Source organism: Brevundimonas sp. UBA5936 (assembly GCA_002430835.1).
Lineage (GTDB): Bacteria > Pseudomonadota > Alphaproteobacteria > Caulobacterales > Caulobacteraceae > Brevundimonas.
Genome location: DJDA01000019.1, coordinates 1 through 17,527, shown reverse-complemented (window position 1 = coordinate 17,527; position 17,527 = coordinate 1). Strand labels below are relative to the sequence as shown.

The 17,527-nt window shown below is 67.2% G+C and carries 19 protein-coding genes; 6 read left to right on the top strand and 13 right to left on the bottom strand.

What is annotated here, in order from left to right:
• Positions 1–206 (bottom strand): hypothetical protein (locus B2Y21_RS01540; protein ID WP_292056287.1); only part of this gene is annotated, 206 nt, incomplete at its 3' end.
• Positions 203–847, bottom strand: coding sequence for a hypothetical protein (locus tag B2Y21_RS01535; RefSeq protein ID WP_292056286.1), 645 nt, complete (start codon positions 845–847; stop codon positions 203–205). The genes B2Y21_RS01535 and B2Y21_RS01540, both read right to left, overlap by 4 nt.
• Positions 848–982: 135 nt before the next feature.
• Here B2Y21_RS01535 and gspG point away from each other — a divergent pair, with 135 nt between their 5' ends.
• On the top strand, positions 983–1,507 hold the full coding sequence (gene gspG, locus B2Y21_RS01530) for a type II secretion system major pseudopilin GspG (protein WP_292056284.1): 525 nt from the start codon (positions 983–985) through the stop codon (positions 1,505–1,507).
• A 16-nt stretch (positions 1,508–1,523) separates the two neighbouring features.
• Positions 1,524–1,970, top strand: coding sequence for a pilus assembly FimT family protein (locus tag B2Y21_RS01525; RefSeq protein WP_292056283.1), 447 nt, complete (start codon positions 1,524–1,526; stop codon positions 1,968–1,970).
• A 16-nt stretch (positions 1,971–1,986) separates the two neighbouring features.
• Here the strand turns inward: B2Y21_RS01525 and B2Y21_RS01520 are convergent, their stop codons facing one another.
• The 3 genes from B2Y21_RS01520 to B2Y21_RS01510 are packed head-to-tail and all read right to left on the bottom strand — an operon-like array spanning position 1,987 to position 4,718.
• Positions 1,987–3,069, bottom strand: coding sequence for a hypothetical protein (locus B2Y21_RS01520; RefSeq protein ID WP_292056281.1), 1,083 nt, complete (start codon positions 3,067–3,069; stop codon positions 1,987–1,989).
• Complete coding sequence (locus tag B2Y21_RS01515; RefSeq protein ID WP_292056279.1) at positions 3,038–4,075, bottom strand: general secretion pathway protein GspK; 1,038 nt, start codon at positions 4,073–4,075, stop codon at positions 3,038–3,040. Before B2Y21_RS01515 ends, B2Y21_RS01520 begins: the two co-directional genes overlap by 32 nt.
• A gap of 25 nt (positions 4,076–4,100) precedes the next feature.
• Positions 4,101–4,718, bottom strand: a complete 618-nt coding sequence (locus tag B2Y21_RS01510) for a type II secretion system protein (protein ID WP_292056278.1) — start codon at positions 4,716–4,718, stop codon at positions 4,101–4,103.
• A gap of 115 nt (positions 4,719–4,833) precedes the next feature.
• On the opposite strand from B2Y21_RS01510, the gene B2Y21_RS01505 reads away from it, so the two are divergent.
• The 3 genes from B2Y21_RS01505 to rfbB are packed head-to-tail and all read left to right on the top strand — an operon-like array spanning position 4,834 to position 7,492.
• Positions 4,834–5,829, top strand: coding sequence for a cell wall hydrolase (locus B2Y21_RS01505; RefSeq protein WP_292056276.1), 996 nt, complete (start codon positions 4,834–4,836; stop codon positions 5,827–5,829).
• Positions 5,826–6,413 carry a dTDP-4-dehydrorhamnose 3,5-epimerase gene (gene rfbC, locus B2Y21_RS01500; RefSeq protein ID WP_292056274.1) on the top strand — a complete coding sequence of 196 codons (588 nt, stop codon included), beginning with the start codon at positions 5,826–5,828 and terminating at the stop codon, positions 6,411–6,413. The genes B2Y21_RS01505 and rfbC overlap by 4 nt, the downstream gene beginning before the upstream one ends.
• 29 nt (positions 6,414–6,442) lie before the next feature.
• Positions 6,443–7,492 carry a dTDP-glucose 4,6-dehydratase gene (gene rfbB, locus B2Y21_RS01495; protein WP_292056271.1) on the top strand — a complete coding sequence of 350 codons (1,050 nt, stop codon included), beginning with the start codon at positions 6,443–6,445 and terminating at the stop codon, positions 7,490–7,492.
• Here the strand turns inward: rfbB and B2Y21_RS01490 are convergent.
• The 8 genes from B2Y21_RS01490 to B2Y21_RS01455 form a co-directional block, all read right to left on the bottom strand.
• On the bottom strand, positions 7,489–8,325 hold the full coding sequence (locus tag B2Y21_RS01490) for a hypothetical protein (protein WP_292056268.1): 837 nt from the start codon (positions 8,323–8,325) through the stop codon (positions 7,489–7,491). The genes rfbB and B2Y21_RS01490 overlap by 4 nt on opposite strands.
• Positions 8,326–8,333: 8 nt before the next feature.
• Positions 8,334–9,011, bottom strand: coding sequence for an ABC transporter ATP-binding protein (locus tag B2Y21_RS01485; protein ID WP_292056266.1), 678 nt, complete (start codon positions 9,009–9,011; stop codon positions 8,334–8,336).
• Entirely contained in the window at positions 9,011–10,174 is a 1,164-nt protein-coding gene (locus tag B2Y21_RS01480) for a chain-length determining protein (protein WP_292056264.1), read from the bottom strand. Before B2Y21_RS01480 ends, B2Y21_RS01485 begins: the two co-directional genes overlap by 1 nt.
• Positions 10,175–10,206: 32 nt before the next feature.
• Positions 10,207–11,061 (bottom strand): ABC transporter permease, encoded by an 855-nt coding sequence (locus tag B2Y21_RS01475; RefSeq protein WP_292056263.1) that lies wholly within the window; start codon positions 11,059–11,061, stop codon positions 10,207–10,209.
• A gap of 97 nt (positions 11,062–11,158) precedes the next feature.
• The gene (locus tag B2Y21_RS01470; RefSeq protein WP_292056261.1) at positions 11,159–12,361 is read right to left on the bottom strand and encodes a class I SAM-dependent methyltransferase; all 1,203 of its coding nucleotides are present in this window, start codon (positions 12,359–12,361) and stop codon (positions 11,159–11,161) included.
• Between the two features lie 98 nt (positions 12,362–12,459).
• On the bottom strand, positions 12,460–14,286 hold the full coding sequence (cysC, locus tag B2Y21_RS01465; protein ID WP_292056257.1) for an adenylyl-sulfate kinase: 1,827 nt from the start codon (positions 14,284–14,286) through the stop codon (positions 12,460–12,462).
• Complete coding sequence (gene cysD / locus B2Y21_RS01460) at positions 14,283–15,203, bottom strand: sulfate adenylyltransferase subunit CysD (RefSeq protein ID WP_292056253.1); 921 nt, start codon at positions 15,201–15,203, stop codon at positions 14,283–14,285. Before cysD ends, cysC begins: the two co-directional genes overlap by 4 nt.
• Before the next feature lie 3 nt (positions 15,204–15,206).
• Entirely contained in the window at positions 15,207–16,529 is a 1,323-nt protein-coding gene (locus tag B2Y21_RS01455; protein ID WP_292056250.1) for a glycosyltransferase family 4 protein, read from the bottom strand.
• A gap of 240 nt (positions 16,530–16,769) precedes the next feature.
• Between B2Y21_RS01455 and B2Y21_RS01450 the strand changes: the two genes are divergently transcribed.
• A partial coding sequence (locus tag B2Y21_RS01450; protein ID WP_292056247.1) for an outer membrane protein occupies positions 16,770–17,527 on the top strand: 758 nt, incomplete at its 3' end.

The following is a 17,527-nucleotide window of genomic DNA, read 5'->3' as shown; positions in this document are numbered from 1 at the left end:
GGTGGCGGCGGCAGGTCTGACCGCAGGGTCTTCAGGAACGCCACGGCGGCGACCACGCCCCCGCCGGGGCGTACGACGGCGCTGTTGCGCGCCGCCTGGCCGCGCACCACGGCGGACGGCTCTTCCGGGCGGCCCGGCCAGGTCGTCCCGCTCAGGAAGCTCAACGCCAGAATGAGCGGCGGCGCCAGCCACAGCAGCGGCTTCACGACGCCTTCTCCGTCAGGTCGGACTGAGCCAGGCGTACAGGGAAGGCCAGGCGCAGCCACAGCTTGCCGCTGGTCTGCGGCGGCTCGGCGCCGTCCATCATCGGGCGCGGCGGGGTCAGTTCGTAGCGGAAGCTGACCACGCGAAAGCCCTCGGGCCACTCGCCCAGCTTGTCCAGGAAGGCGAAGGTCGGGCTCCAGCGCAGGTCGGCCTGGACCTCGGCTTCCAGCCACTGCGTCGGCCCGATGGCCTCGACCTTGGCGTTGGTGGTGATCCGCGCGTTGGGCAGGGCGACGCCTTCGGCGGCTTCCAGCAGGCGATGCTCGATCAGCACCTGGGCGACGGCTGGGTTGGAGGCTTCAAAACCCCAGGCGTTCATATCGTCCAGGGCCAGACGGTCCGCGGCTCCGTCGGCGATGCGGCGTGCGGCGTTGGCGGTCAGCCGGGCGGTCGACTGTTCGCTCAACGCATCGATATAGGCGTCAGCCTGGGCGCTGCGGGATTCGAGGGCGGCCACAGGCGCATAGAAGGCGGCGCCCAGCACGAGCGCGCCAAGAAGCATGCGCTCGCGCGGGGTCGTGCGGCGCAGGCGCTCCTTCAGCGTCTCGATCGACGCGCGCGTCGAAGCGACCATGTCAGCCATGAAGCCTTGCAATATCTGTCCTGTATCGTGTTGCGGGCGCGCCCAGGCCGCAATTCGCATCGACCCCCCATGCGCCCTGAGCTATAGCAACCGCTAAGCGTCCATAACAGCTTAGAAATCCAGAGTGGTCGATCAATGCTTCCCAGTCTGAACCGACTCCATCGCCGTTTTTCGACCGTCGTTGCCTCTTCGCATCAATCCGAACGCCGTTTCGATACGCGCGCGGCGCGGGCGGGCTATTCCATGCTCGAAATCCTGGTGGTTCTGGCCATCATCGCCTTGATCGCCGCCGTGGTGGGACCGCGGCTGTTCACTCAGTTGGACAAATCCAAGACCCAGACCGCGCGTCTGCAGATCCGCTCGCTGGAAGCGGCGCTCGAAACCATGCGAATCGACATCGGCCGTCTGCCGACCGAGCAGGAGGGCCTGACCCTGCTGATGCAGGGCAGCGCAGAACAGGCGCCGGGTTGGTCCGGCCCCTATCTGGACAAGGATCTGCCGCCGGACCCCTGGGGCCGTCCCTATATCTATGTGGCGCCTGCGGCTGCGTCGCCGGATGCGCCGGCGGACGCGCGCGCGCGGGTCGTCAGCTACGGTGCTGACGGCCAGGAAGGCGGCGAGGGCGTCAACGCCGATGTGTCGTCCGATCAGGCGCGCTGACCCCGCGGGTCCGCCCTTGGCGGCGGGTTTCGCCGACTCTGGTCAGCGGCTGAGCGGGCGCGACGGCTATAGCCTGATGGAGATCCTGGTGGTGCTGGCGATCTTCGCGCTCAGCTCCGCCATCATCATGCCCTCGACCTCGCGGATGCTGGATCAGACGACGGCCCATGCGGTCTTCTTCGAGTTTCAGCGTCAGGTGTCCGACCTGCGGCGCGAGGCCAATCGCACCGGGGAGCCGGTTCGGATCATCGATCCTTCCATGACCCCAGCCGAAGGTGACCGCGTTCTCGAGCTGCGGACGTCCTGGCGCTACACCCTGGCGCCGGCGCTGGACATCGCCGAGGGCGGCGGATGCGGGTCTGTCAGCGCCAATCTGATCCATCAGGATCGGGTGGTCATGACGCTGCGGACGGATGACGGCGGTTGCCGCTTCATCCGCTATCAGGCCTCGGCGCCGCGATAGTCGCGGACAGGCCGGGCTAGAGTTCCGGACTCAGCGGCGGCGCCGCTTCGCGCACCTTCATCTCCACGACCAGCGTCTTGGCCGAAGCGTCGGTGCGCGGCCGGACGTCGTGGAAATAGCCGGAGCCTTCCAGGTCCGCGATCAAGCCCGCGATCTTGTCCAGCGCCTCATAGTCCAGGGTGACGCTCAGCATCTCCGTTTCGGCGTTCAGCGCGGTCGGCGTCAGATCTTGCAGGGCCAGGACGCCGATGGCGGCGCCGGCGGCGCTCAACGGACCGGTCCGCTCTTCGATCTGACGATAGGCGACGAGCTTCTTCTGGCTGGCGTCCAGGTTCTGCACCGCAGCGGCGCGCGGGGTGGCGGCGCGGATTTCAGCGGTCTCGGCCTCGACGCGCGCCGTGTCCTTGGCCAGCTCATGACCTTGGCCCGCCAGGAAGGCGGCGAAACACAGGGAGGCGAAGGCCGTCGCGCCGCCCGCCGCCAGGGCCATCTGCTCGCGCGTCAGTTCGACCGGGGCCAGGGCGAAGGCTTCGCGATTGTCCAGGGCCAGCGGCAGGTCAGCCGGCGCGGGAGGGGCTTCTGGTGCATTCGTTTCGGCGCGCTGCAGACGCACGAAGGCGGACCAGGCGGCGGCGTCGTAGCGATCACGACGCCAGGCGGAGGCGAGCAGCGCCTTGCCCGCCCATAGCTGGGCCTCATAGCCCTGCTTCAAGCGCACGATGCGCCAGCTTTCGCCGCGTGGCTGAGCCAGGGTTTCGGGACGGATCAGGGGGCGGGCGGTCACGTCCTTGGCGCTCAGCAGGGCCTCGACGCGATCGGCGTCCCACCACCAGACGCCGAAGTCGTCTCCCGCCTTGCTCAGGGCCGAGCCGGACTGGACATAGGGCGCGCCCAGGCGCGCATGCAGGGCGGCGGCCTGGCGGCGTCGGCTGCGCGGCAGGGCGGCGCTCGGAAACAGGCTGAAGGCGCACAGATCGCGCGCCAGCAGCAGGATGGGACGCCGCAACGATCCGCCCAGGCGTCCGCCGGGGTGGACGACGTCGATGGCGCCGTCGGCGCTGAGCCGCTCAACGCGGGGCGTAAGAAAGTCGAGTTGCATCGGATGTGTCGGCCACGGCCCGGCGAGGGGCCTCTGTCAGTTCAGTCTGGTCGATCCAGAGCGGTTGCTCAAGACCGGTCGGGGTCAGCGTCAGGCGCGCGCGATAGGTCCAGGCGGATCTAGTGTCGTGCAGGGTCAGGATCGTGACGCCGGAGGGATAGGTGTAGACCTGCTCATAGTCGCCGTCGAAGGCGACGCCTGTGACATTGCTGATGTCGGTCAGAGAGGTCAGCGGGCGGTCTGCGCGGGCGCGGATCAGCGCCTCGGCCTGGCTTTCGTTCAGCCCGAACAAGAGGGCCAGGACCGGCGCGCCGGCGGTGTTTACATTGATAGACGACGCTGTGGGGTCGGCGGCCAGGTGCGGTCGCATCCGTCGCCACGCCTTCGCATCCACGGCTTGACGCGCGCCCAGGATCGACAGCCATTCGGTCGGCCGGATCAGGCGGCGATTGGCCGGTCCGCCATTGGCGTAATCGGCGCGTTCGGCGCCGTTAGGCTGTCTCAGGTCGTCGTAGTCGATGTAGTCCTGAAAGCGGGCGATCATGGGCTGACGCTCGCTGGCCTCGACGCCGACGGCTTCGAGGTAACGCTCATGGACCTGGCCGAACAACATGGCGGTGTTGAGCATGCCCGCCTGATCCTGGAGCCGCAGCACCAGAGGGCCGTCCACATCCATCAGATAGCGGCGGCTGTCGGCGAAAACCTGTTCAACCGGCACGCCAGCCGCATTGGACGGCTCCGCGTTGAAGTCGGCGTCGAACGGGTTGCGGATGTCATGGACGCCGAAGCCATAGGCGCGCGTCGGTTCGGTGGCGGCCATATAGGCGAGGGCGGCTTCGGCCGACATGGCGCGCTGCAGGAAACGCACGCGCGCGCGCGCCGCCGCCGCTTCGGCCGTAAGGCTGGCCAGGGCGGTGATGGCCACCAGGAAGATCAGGGTCACCACTCCCGTCACCGCCAGTACCGCCGGCAGGGCGAAGCCGCGACGCGGCTGCGGCGCGGACAAGCGAGCGTCGGGGCTAGATTCGGGGCTAGAAGTCGACATCGGACCTCACCCATCGTCCGGGTAGACCGCTCGAAGCCGTTTCGATGACATCCACCGGCCCGGCCTTCAGGCGGACGAACAGCTGGCGGCTGCGCATGCCGTCCATGCCCAGGGACTGGTTTTTCGGGGTCTCGAACGTCGGGCCCCAGGCCTGGCCGTCTTCGGAGTAGGACAATGCGGCCTCTACGCCCTGGGGCAGGGGCATCAAGGTGATGGTCCGGTCGCCGGCCTGGCACAGCACGGCGGGTTCGCCCTCGGTGCGAAGGCTCAGGGTCATGCGTCCGGCCCAACCCTGGGGGGCGCAACCCGTGGCCCGCTCCATCACCACATCGACCTCCAGCCGATCGGTCGCCGCCAGGATAGGCTGGTCGACGCCTTCCAGCATGGAGGCGGGGGGGCGTACGCTGACGCTGCGGATGATGCTGCGCAGGTCGCTGACGGCGACATCGGCGTCGGCGACCGACATGGCGCGTCGGCCCAACGAAAAACCGCTGTCGCCGGCCTTGATTCCGATCGAGAAGATGACGGCCAGCGCCATGCCGCCGATCGCCAGGACGACCAGGGCTTCGATGAGGGAAAAGCCGGAGCGGCGCGCGGTCTGCATGACAAGGCCTTACTAGGGCCTCGCGCCGCGCCTGCCAATCTCGTCGACCGGCGCTTCTGCTTGGCGCTGATCGTGACGGCTGGTATTCAGAGCGGATAGTTTGTGGGGGGGAATGATGCGCGGCGTCGCTTCGGTGCTGATCGCGGGAGGATTGGGCGTCGCCGGTTGGGCGGGGCTGACCAATCACGTCCCCTTCGCCCAGGCGGAGCCCGGCGCGATCAAGCCGATCCCCGCCTATGCCCCGGCGTCGCCGACCCTCACGACGGACACCGATGCGGATCGCCGGGCCCGCCTGAACGCGCGTCTGCAGACCATGGTCAAGGAAGGCGCGGGCGCACGCCTGACCGACGCCCCGCCGCGGCCTGTGCGCCCTCGCGCCGAAGTTCGCCGAGCTGAAACTCGTCGCGCCCCCGGCGCTGCGCGCGCCGCGTCCGAGGTCCGGAGCGAGCCCGCCGCCTCCTTCGCGCCCCCGCCCGTCAACCTGTCTGCGGCGAGCTCGGCCCGTCGCAACAGCCGTGGCTATGTCGAGCCGACGCTCGACCTGAGAACGCCGCCGCGTATTCCGGACAACGATCTCGAGTGCCTGACCCAGGCAGTCTACTACGAGGCCCGCAACGAGAGCGAATCCGGTCAGGCTGCGGTCGCCGAGGTCGTGCTGAACCGTTCGCGGCATCGCGCCTATCCCAAGGACGTCTGCGAGGTCGTCTATCAGCGCAACAGCCGCACCTGCCAGTTCACCTTCACCTGTGACGGTTCGATCGGCCGTCGCCCGGTCAGCGCGGTCGCCTGGGCGCGCGCCGAGCGCATTGCGCGCGAGGTTTATGAGGGCCGCTCGGCCAGCCAGTTGCCCAAGAATTCGGTGAACTATCACGCCAACTATGTCCGCCCGTCCTGGGGACGGAGGCTGGAGCGCGTGCGCCAGATCGGCGCGCATATCTTCTACGGTTCGCCGCTGAACGGCGGCTCCACGCCGGGCGCCTGGGAGCGGGAGGCGGCGCCTGCGCCGCGCTTGCTGTTCGTCCGCAACGAGGCGCTGGACCGCGCCTACGCCCTCATGGCCTCCAGGCCCGAAGCTTCGGCCGAAACGGCGTCCGGCTCGGCTGGCTCGTGAACGGAGAGGTCATCCTGCTGCGGACCCCGCGTCACGGCGACGCGCGCGGATGGTTCTCGGAAACCTGGTCCAGGGCGCGTTTCGCGGCCGCGGGGATCGACTGCGACTTCGTGCAGGACAACCAGTCCTGGTCCGAGGCCCAGGGCGTCGTGCGCGGCTTGCATTTTCAGCGTCCGCCCTATGCCCAGGCGAAGCTGGTGCGCTGCCTGCGCGGCGCCATCCTCGATGTCGTGGTCGACCTGCGCGCCGGGGCGCCCAGTTTCGGCCGCGCACATGCGGTCGAGCTGACGGCGGAGAGCGGCGATCAGCTGTTCGTGCCGCCGTCCTTCGCCCACGGCTTCGTCACCCTGCGGCCGGGCACGGAGGTGGCCTATAAGGTCTCCGCGCCATACGCGCCCGAGCATGAGGCGGGGCTGGCGTGGGACGATCCCGACCTCGAGATTTCCTGGCCGGTCACGGCGGACCAGGCGGTTCTGGCGGAGCGCGACCGCGCCTGGCCGCGCCTGCGGGATCTGGACACGCCTTTCCGAGGTGATCAGGCCTCCACCCTGTCGATTGTGGACCTGGGCGCGGTTAGCCGTTAGCCGGGGCGTCTGCGACGAAGGAGACGCTTGTGCGGACATTGCTCACCGGCGGCGCCGGCTTCATCGGCTCGGCTCTGGTTCGCGAACTTCTGGCGCGTGGCGACGAGGTGCTGGTTGTCGACAAGCTGACCTACGCCGGGGTCGAGGCTTCGCTGGACGACGTCGCGGCCTATCCCGGTTTTCGTTTCCTCAAGGCCGACATTTGCGATGCGCCGGCCATGGCCGACGCCTTCCGCGATTTCCAGCCGGATCGCGTCGCCCATCTGGCGGCAGAGACCCACGTTGATCGCTCGATCGACGGTCCGGCCGTCTTCATCCAGACCAATGTGGTCGGGACTCAGGTTTTGCTCGACCAGGCGCTGGCCCATTGGCGTGGGCTGAGCGGGGCGGCGCGCGACGCATTCCGTTTCCTCCATGTCTCGACGGACGAGGTGTTCGGCTCTCTCGGCGCCGAGGGGCGGTTCGACGAGGCGACGCCCTATGATCCGCGCTCGCCCTATTCCGCCTCCAAGGCGGCGTCGGACCATCTGGTGCGAGCCTGGGGCCAGACCTATGGCCTGCCCGTTCTCATCAGCAACTGCTCCAACAATTACGGCCCCCGGCAGTTTCCTGAAAAGCTGATTCCGACCCTGATCCTGCGCGCCCTGTCGGGGCAGAGCCTGCCGATCTACGGCGACGGCCTCAACGTCCGCGACTGGCTGTTCGTCGAGGATCACGCCCGCGCCCTGGCGCTGATGCTGCAGGCGGCCGAGCCGGGCCGCACCTATTGCGTCGGCGGCGATGCGGAACGCACCAATCTTCAGATCGCCGAGCTGGTTTGCGGGGCGCTTGACCGCCTTCACCCTCGCGAAGACGCAGAGCCGCACCGTTCGGCGATCCGTCTGGTGGAGGACCGGCCGGGTCATGATCGGCGCTATGCCGTCGACGCGGGCGCCATCCGTCGCGACCTGGGTTGGAGCCCGCAAGGCGCGATGGAGGACGGCGTGGCCCAGACCGTGGCCTGGTATCTTCAGAACGAGGAATGGTGGGCCCCGCTGGCGGGGAGCAGCCTGGAGAGGCGCGGCCTGACCGGGCCCTAGTCGACGCGAGAGACGACCAGGTCCGACAGGCTGATCTGGCCGTGGAAGACGCCTTCCATCACCAGCAGGCGGAACTCGCAGATGCCCGGCGTCTCCCAGTCGTAGACCATTTCTATTTCGAAGACGCCGGGACGTTGCAGCCGGAACTCCTGACTGGCGAAGTCCTCCATGCCGCCCCAGTCGGCTCGGAACAGATACCGGCTGGCGTAGTCGTCGACCGACAGGGTGAAGACCGCCTTCCAGCGTCCCTGGGGCATGTCGAAATAGGGGCCGTAGACGATGATGCGCGGCCGACCGGTCAGGTCGAGAGAGGCGAAGCCGCCTGCATGGGTCGGCGGCCTGTGCCAGGTCAGAACGGCGCCGGGCCAAACCGCCTGGCCTTGCGTATAGAATTGCAGCGCCGCAGCCATCGGCCCTTGCACGGGCGACTGGGCGCGCGGGCGCTTCACCTCCAGATCGGGGAAGAGGCGAATAGGCCCCTTCGCAAGATCGTCAGGGCCGAACACGCGCTCAGGAGGCAGGGTCGTCGCTTGAGCGAAGCCCTGGCTGGCGGCATGCACGATCCGATGGCGCTCCGCCTGCTCCATCTCATCAGGGATGATGATGTCCAGGGCGTCCAGGACGGCGGCGATGCGGCTGACGTCGGGTTGGCGGCTACGTGCTTCGTCGGCCGATGCGGTCAGCAACAGGACAGGGGCGGCGTCGTCGAACGCCTGGTTTTCATCCCAGTCATGCAGGACATAGCCCGCCGCCGTTGCGGCCTCGCTCAAGCGCGCGATCCAGTCCTGCCGGTTCGGCAGCTGGGGCAGGACGATCCAGTTGCGGGCGTTCATATCGGCGCTCATGCAGCCCGCAGCCAGGTGTAGACCTCGACCGCTTCCTGGATGTCATGGAACATCTTGGCTCGGCCGCTTTCGATAATGAGGGCGCGATCGCAGTAGTTGGCGATCAGCTGTACGTCGTGGGAGGCCATGAGGAAGGCGCGGTGCGCCCGTTCCTCGAACAGGCCTTCCTGGCACTTCCGCTGGAAGCGGGCGTCGCCGACCGCCACCAGTTCGTCGATCAGATAGCAGTCGAATTCGATGGCCAGCGACAGGCCGAAGGCCAGGCGCGCGCGCATCCCCGACGAATAGTGCTTCACCGGGTCGCGCAGGGCCTTTCCCAGCTCCGCGAAGTCGTCCACGCGCTCAAGCGTCTCGTGGTAATCTCGGTCATAGAGGCGTGAGAGGAACCGCACGTTGTCCAGGCCGGACAGACTGCCCTGAAAGCCGCCGCCGAAGCCGATCGGCCAGGACGAGGACATCCGCCACGAGATGGAGCCCTCGCTGGCGGGCATGACGCCGCCCAGCATCTTGATGAGGGTCGACTTGCCCTGGCCGTTGCGGCCGAGAATCGCCAGCCGTCCTGACCGCCCCAGGTCGAAATTCAACCCGGTGAACAGGGGCTTGTGCGCTCCGTGATAGGTCTTCCCGACGTTTTGGACGCGAAGGCCGGGGTCCGTATCGGCGTCCGACGTCATCAGTCCTGCCTATGTTCCCGGATGCCGGCCCAGATCAGCCAGCCCACGCCGTAAAGCAGCAAGGTCGAGGCCAGGACGGTGAGAATCGAACGCCAGCGGCGCGGCTCGGACGCCTTGTCCGGCAGGCTCGGCTCGACGATGCGCTCAAGATAGAGTTTCTGGCGACGGGCTTCCTGTTCGGCGGACAGCAGGGCGGCCGTGGCCTGGGCCAGTTGCTTGTCGGCGATCTCGCGACGCAGCGTCAGCTCTTCGAACGGGCCGATCTTGGTCGCCAGCGAACTCGCGTCTCCGGCCATCTTGGCGCGGGCCTCGGCGACCTGGCGCTCATAGGCGGCGATGCGGTTGTCGAGGATCGGCAGTTGGGGGCTGGAGGGCGCCTCGGCCGCGATCTGGGTGCGCTCGGCGCGCAACTGGGCGATCGTCACCAACAGGCCGTTGATGACGCCCGAGCTTTCGGCCGCAGCCAGTCGGGGATCGATGAATTGGGCGTTGTTGCGCAGGGCCGTCAGCGCCTGCTGAGAGGCGGCGACCTCGGTCTGGGCGCGTTCAAGCGCAGCCTTGGCGTCGCGCACGGCGTTGTTCGACGCCCGCTCGTTCAGGCGGTTGATCAGGGTTTCGCCGCTGGCCAGGAGGGCCTTGTTGACGTTCTGGGCGTCCTTGGGGTCGAACGCTTCGACCCGCAGGGTGCTGATGCCCGTGCCGGCGTCATAGCCGACCGTCATGAAGCGCTTGAACGCCTTGTAGAGGCTCTCTTCGCTGCGAGACTCCCAAGGGCGCGGATAGCGGGCGATGAAGTCGGAGCCGGGGCGGGCGAAGACCTTGTTGACGTCGAACTGCTGCTGCAACTCCGCCAGGCCGTCCCGCGACGACATGTACTCGTGCACCGCAAAGGCGTCGTTCATGCCGGTCGAGAAGCCGACGCCTTGCAGGGCCAGGCCTACGGCGGACGGCTGGCCGACATTGGCCGAACGCACGACGAAGCGGGCCTCGGACACATAGAGCGGGGCGGCGATCAGCAGGTAGTAGACCGCCGCGATCAGGGTCGGCAGGGCGACGACCAGCACGAAGCCCAGAGGAATCCGTTTCCAGATGTCCTTTGGCTTCTTCTTTGGGCCCTCGATAGCGTTCAGAGGGCCGACGTAACTGATCTTTTGCTCAGCCATAGAGAGGTTTCGCCTTGGAAATCGTTGGCTCTTTACTCGACCGCGATACGATCGCGCGCACCCGCGATCATGGCCAAGCCTAGCAGATTGAACACCGCGCCACATAGCAGGGCGTAGCCGACGTCGAAATACGTCGGCGTGAATTCATCGAAAACGCCCGCCCGCACCATCTCAACCCCGTGGACGAAGGGGATCAGGAGGATGAATTTCTGGAAGTCGGGGGGCAGCCAGGCCACCATGCTGAAGGCGCCCGAAAGGGGGATGAGCAGATAGCTGATCAGACCGATCAGTCGTTCGAACACATCGTACCGCATCGCCAGTCCGGTCAGCACCAGGGCGAAGCCCACGCTGACCCAGCACAGCAGCGTCCAGCCGACATAGAGCGTCAGATAGTCGTGCGGCAGCTGCACTTCGCCCATCGCAAGCAGCACCAGGTAGACGATCACGAAGGCCGCGGTGGTGCCGCCGATCTCGATCATGGCCCGCGAGGTGAAGATATGCATCGGGCTCACCTTGCGGTGGTACAGCAGCCCCAGGTTGGATTGCAGCGCCGACGCCAGCGCTCCGATCAGGTGTCGGATCAGGATCAGCGACATATAGCCCGTCATGACGAACGGGATGAGGCGTACGCCGTGTTCATATTCGGGCTTGGTGGCGGCCCACAGGAACATGACGCCGAAGCAGAACAGCAAGGGTTCGCCGACGATCCACGCAAAGCCGAGGCCCTCGCGACCGAACCGCGTGGCCATCTCGCGCATCATCAATGCGCCGACGATTTTCAGGTGGCGGGCTGCTTTTGCGAACATCGAACGAGTGTTGACGCAGCGACGCTGCAAGGAGCTGAGCGCGCCGAGGAGGGGAGCCCCGCCTCGACGCTTCTGGACCATAGCCGACCCGTGCCGGGGTGCAAAGTTTCATTCGCCTTCCGGCCTGAAATCGCGAAGGGTTTCCTGCCGAAAACGCCGAGACTTCAAGGCGCGGTCTTTAGAACTTCAACGTCGGCGCGCCCAGGACGCTGAGCCAGGCGACCTGTTCCGCGACCAGGTCGATCTCGAAATGCACGCCTTCGGCCAGATCCGTAGAGGCGATGCGGATCTCGACTTCAGCGCTTTCGCCAGGCTCGAGCGGCGGCACGGCGAAGATGCGCGAGGGCTCCGAGTTGAGCGCGGCGCCTGCGGCGTCGAACGCCTTGACGCCGATGTTCACACAGCCGGGCTCGACGCCCGAGGCCCGCCAACTGCCCTGGCCTGTGTTGGTGATGGCGATGCGGACAGAGTCCGTCTTGTTCTCAGCGACCGAGACCAGCTCGATGGTCCCGAAGAAGCCTTCGCGGGTGCGGCTGTCCAGGCGCTCCGCCCCAGGCTTGCGGAAGGTGAAGACGCGCCGGTTCTTGTTGTTCTCGATGAAGTAGGAGCCGATATCCACGACGGCGCGATTGGGGCGGCTTTGCATGTCCCGGTATTCGTCGAGCGACAGCGTCAGCGGGATGTCGGTGAAGAGCGCCATGCGGAAGTCTTCGAAGCCGGTTTCCGCCGCGATGGCGGCGATGTCCTCGACGACGATGTCGTTCTCGATCACCGCGAATTGCCGCATCTCATATTGCGACATGGGCGTGGACGAGTGATTGGGGCCGGGTTCGTGCAGACCGGCGATGCCGCCAGGCTTCAGGATGCGGTGGAACTCGCGAATGTACATCGCCTGGTCGGCCACGTGGTGGAAGCTGTCGAAGCAGATCACCCGATCGACGGATGCGTCGGGCAGGGGGATGCCGCCTTCCGTTATGGCTTCGAAGCGAATGTCGCGTTGCGACAGATAAGGGTGCTCGGCGACGGCTGCGCGGGCGATCGAAAGAGCTTCCTCAGAGATATCGACGCCGATGGGCCGGCATCCCAGCAGGCCCAGAGCCTGGGAAAGCCATCCGGTTCCACAGCCGAAATCGACCACGACATCGCCCGGCTTGGGTTGAAGCATCTGCAGCAGAGCCGAGATCCCCGACAGGGTCGGCGGGGTCTCGTGAAGATTGGAGAACGGCTTCCTCAGCACATGGGCCCAAGGGTTGTCGATGCCGCGGAAATAGTTGTCGGCGCGGGCGGCGTGTTCATCGTGACCATAGGCCGTGATCAGGCGTCGAACATCGACAAACCCATTCTCGTCAACATATCGATCTGATCGATCAACGAGCTCCATGGTGTTCTCCGGTTCGTTTCACGGGACCACGATTGCATAGGCAGATCAAGGACGGCTTGTCGATGCGGCGCCTCGGTCGCCCAAGGCCTGCGCTGCCGCTAAGGGGTTGTCTTGCGCAGGACGTTCAGAATGAGCTCGGCCGCTTCGGGCGCGGCCCTTTTGTCGGTCTGGATGTGGGCGTCGGCACTTTCTGGCGCCTCATAGGGACTGTCGATGCCGGTGAAGTTCGTCAGCTCGCCGCGACGGGCCTTGGCGTACAGCCCCTTGACGTCGCGCGCTTCGGCCACCGTCAGGGGGGCGTCGATGAACACCTCCAGGAAGGCGATGTCGCCCATCATCTCGCGCGCCATCGCTCGCTCGGCGCGGAAGGGCGAGATCAGGCAGACCAGGACGATCAGGCCGGCGTCGGCCATCATCTTGGCGGCTTCGGCCGCGCGGCGGATGTTCTCGACCCGGTCCGCGTCGGTGAAGCCCAGGTCGCGGCTCAACCCGTGGCGCAGGTTGTCGCCGTCGATCAGATAGGTGTGGCGTCCCTCGGCGGCCAGCTGCTCCTCGACCAGGTTGGCGATGGTGGACTTGCCGGATCCCGATAGGCCGGTGAACCACAACACGGCGGGTGTCTGTTGCTTCAGGGCGGCGCGGCGGGCGCGGTCGACCTTGATCGACTGGCGATGGATGTTGTGGGCGCGGCGCAGGGCGAAGCGGATCATGCCCGCCCCGACCGTGGCCTGGCTGATCCGATCGATGAGGATGAAACCGCCCAGCTGGCGATCGACCTCATAGGGGGCGAAGGCGATGTCGGCGCCCAGCGACAGGTGGCAGACGCCGATGTCGTTCAGCTCCAGCGTCCGCGCCGCCAAAGCCTCCAGGGTGTTGACGTTCACCTTGTGGCGGATGTCGGTGACGGAGGCGGATACCGTGCGGGTTCCCAGCTTGAGGTCATATTGACGGCCGGGCAGCAGGGCCGCCTCGTCCATCCAGATCACGGTTGCTTCGAACTGATCGGCGGCTTCCAGCGGGTCCGACGCGGCGCACAGGACGTCGCCGCGCGACAGGTCGATCTCGTCGGTCAGGGTCAGCATGACCGCTTGACCCGCGAGGGCGGCGTCACGGTCGCCTTCGGGCGCCAGGAGGCGCGCCACCTGCGACACGACCCCCGATGGCACGGCCCTGACCGCGTCGCCCGGACGCACGGCGCCGGAGGCGATCAGCCCCGTATAGGCGCGCAGATCCTGGTTGGGGCGCACGACCCCCTGCACCGGCATGCGGAAGGCCCGGTCCGGCGCCGCCGTGGCGACAGGCAGGGCCTCCAGCGCCTCGATCAGGGTGGGGCCGTCGAACCAGCCGCCGCCGCCGCGCCCGACCACATTGTCGCCGGTCGCGCCGGACAGGGGAATGGCCCGCGCCTCCAGACCGATCTGGCGGGCATAGGCGTCGAACTCCGTCGCAATCCGTGCGAAGGTTTCGGCTGACCAGTCGGCCAAGTCCATCTTGGTCACGGCCAGGATGACGCGCTTCACCCCCATCAGGGCCAGGATGTGGGCGTGACGGCGCGTCTGGGTCAGCACGCCCTTGCGCGCATCCACCAGGATGACGGCTGCGTCGGCGGTCGAGGCGCCCGTCGCCATGTTGCGCGTGTACTGCTCATGTCCCGGCGTGTCGGCGACGATGAAGCTGCGTGTCGCGGTCGAGAAATAGCGGTAGGCGACATCGATGGTGATGCCCTGCTCGCGCTCGGCCAGCAGGCCGTCGACCAGGCGCGAGAAGTCGGGTCGGCCGTCGGCGTCCAGTATGCTCGCCAGCTGGTCTTCGGGCACGGCGCCCAGATCATGCAGCAGGCGGCCGATCAGGGTCGACTTGCCGTCATCGACCGAGCCGCAGGTGATGAAGCGCAGCAGGTCGCGCTGGGGGGAGGGGGCGCTCAAAAATAGCCCTCCTGTTTCTTGCGTTCCATCGACCCGGCCTGGTCGCGGTCGATCAGCCGGCCCTGACGTTCGGAGGTGCGAGAAGCGCGCATCTCGGCGATGATCGCCTCCAGGTCGGCCGCCTGGCTCTCGATGGCGCCGGACAGGGGGTAGCAGCCCAGGGTGCGGAAGCGCACGGTGCGGATTTCCGGGGTTTCGCCCGGCAGCAGACGCATCCGCTCGTCATCGACCACGATCAGCGAGCCTTCGCGCCGGACCACGGGGCGCGGGGCGGCGAAATACAGGTCGACGACGGGGATGTTCTCGGCGGCGATGTAGTCCCAGACGTCGAACTCGGTCCAGTTCGACAGGGGGAAGACGCGCATGCTCTCGCCCGGCGAAACACGGGCGTTATAGAGGTTCCACAGCTCGGGACGTTGGCGGCGCGGATCCCAGCGGTGGCCGGGGCCGCGGAAGGAGAAGACCCGCTCCTTGGCGCGGCTGGCCTCTTCGTCGCGTCGCGCCCCGCCGATGGCGGCGTCGAAGCCGTGCAGGTCCAGCGCCTGCTTCAGCCCCTGCGTCTTCCAAAGGTCCGTATGAACGGCCGAGCCGTGGTCGAACGGATTGATGCCCCGGCTCTCGGCTTCGGGGTTGCGATAGACGATCAGGCGCGCGCCGCTTTCGTCCGCCATGCGGTCGCGCAGGGCGTACATGGCGCGGAACTTCCACGTCGTGTCGACATGCAGCAGGGGGAAGGGCGGCGGGGCTGGATAGAAGGCCTTGCGGGCCAGGTGCAGCAGCGCCGCGGAATCCTTGCCGATCGAATAGAGCAGCACGGGGCGGGCGCATTCGGCCGCCACCTCGCGCAGGATGTGGATGCTTTCCGCCTCCAGCCGTTCAAGATGGCTCAGGCGTTGCGGCGAGAGGGGGGCGGGCATGGCTCAGGTCGTCGCCAGGCCGACCTTGGCGTACAGCTCCCGCAGCCGCGCCTGATAGGCTTCGGGAGTGAACTTCCCGGCCTGGATCAGGCCGCGCGCCTGCAGATCGGCGCGCAGGGCCTCGTCGGCGTCCAGGGCCTGGATGCCGCGCGTGATGGCCTGGACGTCATAGGGATCGACCACGACGGCCGCGTCGCCGGCCACCTCGGGCAGGGAGCCGCCGGTTGAGGTCAGCACCGCCGTCGACAGGGCCATGGATTCCAGCACCGGCAGGCCGAAGCCCTCATACAGGGACGGGAACAGCGTGGCCTTCGCGCCCCGGATCAGGCTGATCAGCATGGAGAAGGGCATGTATTCATACTGGCGAATACGGTCGGCGCTGGGGCCGCCGTCGCGCTTGACCTGGTTCAGCAGGGCGGTCTCGCCCTCGTCCAGCCAGGCGCGGCCGCCGATGATCACCAGGGGCGTCTTGCTGCCCGAGGCGAGATAGGCCTCGACGATCCGGCCCAGGTTCTTCTTGGGCTCGATGGCCCCGAAATGCAGGAAGTAGTCTTTCCATCCCAGGTTGAAGACGCCTTCCAGCTCCAGCTCCACCTCGGCCTGGCTGCGTTCCGTCAGCGTCGTCGGCAGGTGGACGGCCTGATAGGTGTTGGTGACGCGGTCCTCGGACACGCCCAGCAGGCGGATGACGTCCTGACGCGTGGTTTCAGAGACGACGGCGATGTGATCGGCGCGGGCGGCCACGGCCTGACACAGCTTCATGTACACCGCCTTGTCGTCCATCGTGGTGTGCGGCAGGCGCAGCGGGATCAGGTCGTGGATGGTGTAGATGTTCGGCGCGCCCTTGGCGTAGAGCGGCAGGGTCGCCGTCCAGTGCATCACATCGGGCGCGGGGGCGTCAGCGGTCGCTTCGAAGCGGACCGGCGTTTCCTTGCCATAGGCGGCGAAGCAGCGGTTGGCGTTCTGGAACAGGTTCTGCGCAGCCCAGAAACGATCCACGGCCGGGCGACCCCCGCCGCGGCTGGGCCAGATCACCTCGCCTGAGGGCAGGATAGCGTGGGCCTCACGACCGAAACGCGACATGTAGGTGTCGCGGAAGCGCTGCATCTTCTTCTTGCGGTTCAGCTTTTCGGGCGGACGTTCGGCGTCGGTCAGGGCGGTTTCATTGACGACGTTGCTGGCGCGGCGCGGCGCGGGCGGGCCGTACAGGGCCTGGGTTCCCAGACCGATTTCGCGCGCGTTGATCAGCAGGTTCCGGCCATAGGTGGCGATGCCCGATCCCTTCGCCAGCGCCAGATTAAAGCCGTCAATGCAGATGGAAGCCATGGTGTCCAACAGGTCGTCGCAATTGGGCGGATGTGGACGACAGGGCGGGCGGCAGGTCAAGAGGGCAGGCGCGCTTGGCGTTTACCCTCTGTTTATTTCTGTAGCGCGTGAGCCACTCTTCTCAAATTACCTGTGGCTTTGATGCCTTTATGCTCGACCAGAAATGGCAACGCTGGTAGGGACGCGGCAGGTGACTTTCTAGTCGCCCACCTGTCAATAGACCTCGGAGGGCCGCATCCTATGCGTGTCAAGAGTTTGATCCTGGCGTCGAGCGCAGCGGCCGCCCTGGCCCTGTCGGCCGGCGCTGCTTCGGCTGAGCCCGATGGCTGGTACGGCGCGATCGACGCCGGCTACCACATCATCGACGACATCAACACGGAAGCGTCGGCGACCGGCCACCACTGGAACTGGGAAGTCAACGACGGCTGGGCGGCGTTCGCTCGCCTCGGCTACCGTTTCAACCCGAACTGGCGCATGGAGCTCGAAGGCGGCTACCGCTCGGGCGACATCGGCAAGGTGCGTGCTGTCTCGGGCCCGAACGGCCTGTGCAACCTGACGCCGGCCACCGGCCCGTGCCACTCGCCGGAAGGCGACATCGAGTCGACGACTCTGATGGCCAACGTCCTGTACGACTTCGGTTCGCCGGACTGGACCATCCGTCCGTTCGTCGGCCTGGGCGTCGGTGTGAACCGCGTCAACGTCGACACGATCGGCCGTCTGCGCCAGAACCCGGGCGTCACCTTCACGGCTGACGACAGCTCGACCAAGTTCGCCGCTCAGGCGATCGCCGGTTTGGCCTGGGCTGTGGGCGACCGCGCCAACATCGACCTGACGTACCGTTACCTGACGGGCGACGCCGAGTTCGACACCACCCAGTCGGCCGGTCCGGCCTTCGGCACCCTGGAAGGCGACTACGACCAGTCGCACACCGTGACGCTGGGCCTGCGCTATGCGTTCGGCGCCGAGCCGGCGGCTCCCCCGCCGCCGCCGCCCCCGCC

Bases quoted from the DNA above. Each gene is read 5' to 3' on its own strand.
- B2Y21_RS01535 (WP_292056286.1), bottom strand. From the start codon at position 847: ATGGCTGACATGGTCGCTTCGACGCGCGCGTCGATCGAGACGCTGAAG.
- gspG (WP_292056284.1), top strand. From the start codon at position 983: ATGCTTCCCAGTCTGAACCGACTCCATCGCCGTTTTTCGACCGTCGTT.
- B2Y21_RS01520 (WP_292056281.1), bottom strand. From the start codon at position 3,069: ATGCAACTCGACTTTCTTACGCCCCGCGTTGAGCGGCTCAGCGCCGAC.
- B2Y21_RS01510 (WP_292056278.1), bottom strand. From the start codon at position 4,718: ATGCAGACCGCGCGCCGCTCCGGCTTTTCCCTCATCGAAGCCCTGGTC.
- B2Y21_RS01505 (WP_292056276.1), top strand. From the start codon at position 4,834: ATGCGCGGCGTCGCTTCGGTGCTGATCGCGGGAGGATTGGGCGTCGCC.
- B2Y21_RS01490 (WP_292056268.1), bottom strand. From the start codon at position 8,325: ATGAACGCCCGCAACTGGATCGTCCTGCCCCAGCTGCCGAACCGGCAG.
- B2Y21_RS01485 (WP_292056266.1), bottom strand. From the start codon at position 9,011: ATGACGTCGGACGCCGATACGGACCCCGGCCTTCGCGTCCAAAACGTC.
- B2Y21_RS01480 (WP_292056264.1), bottom strand. From the start codon at position 10,174: ATGGCTGAGCAAAAGATCAGTTACGTCGGCCCTCTGAACGCTATCGAG.
- B2Y21_RS01475 (WP_292056263.1), bottom strand. From the start codon at position 11,061: ATGGTCCAGAAGCGTCGAGGCGGGGCTCCCCTCCTCGGCGCGCTCAGC.
- B2Y21_RS01470 (WP_292056261.1), bottom strand. From the start codon at position 12,361: ATGGAGCTCGTTGATCGATCAGATCGATATGTTGACGAGAATGGGTTT.
- cysD (WP_292056253.1), bottom strand. From the start codon at position 15,203: ATGCCCGCCCCCCTCTCGCCGCAACGCCTGAGCCATCTTGAACGGCTG.
- B2Y21_RS01455 (WP_292056250.1), bottom strand. From the start codon at position 16,529: ATGGCTTCCATCTGCATTGACGGCTTTAATCTGGCGCTGGCGAAGGGA.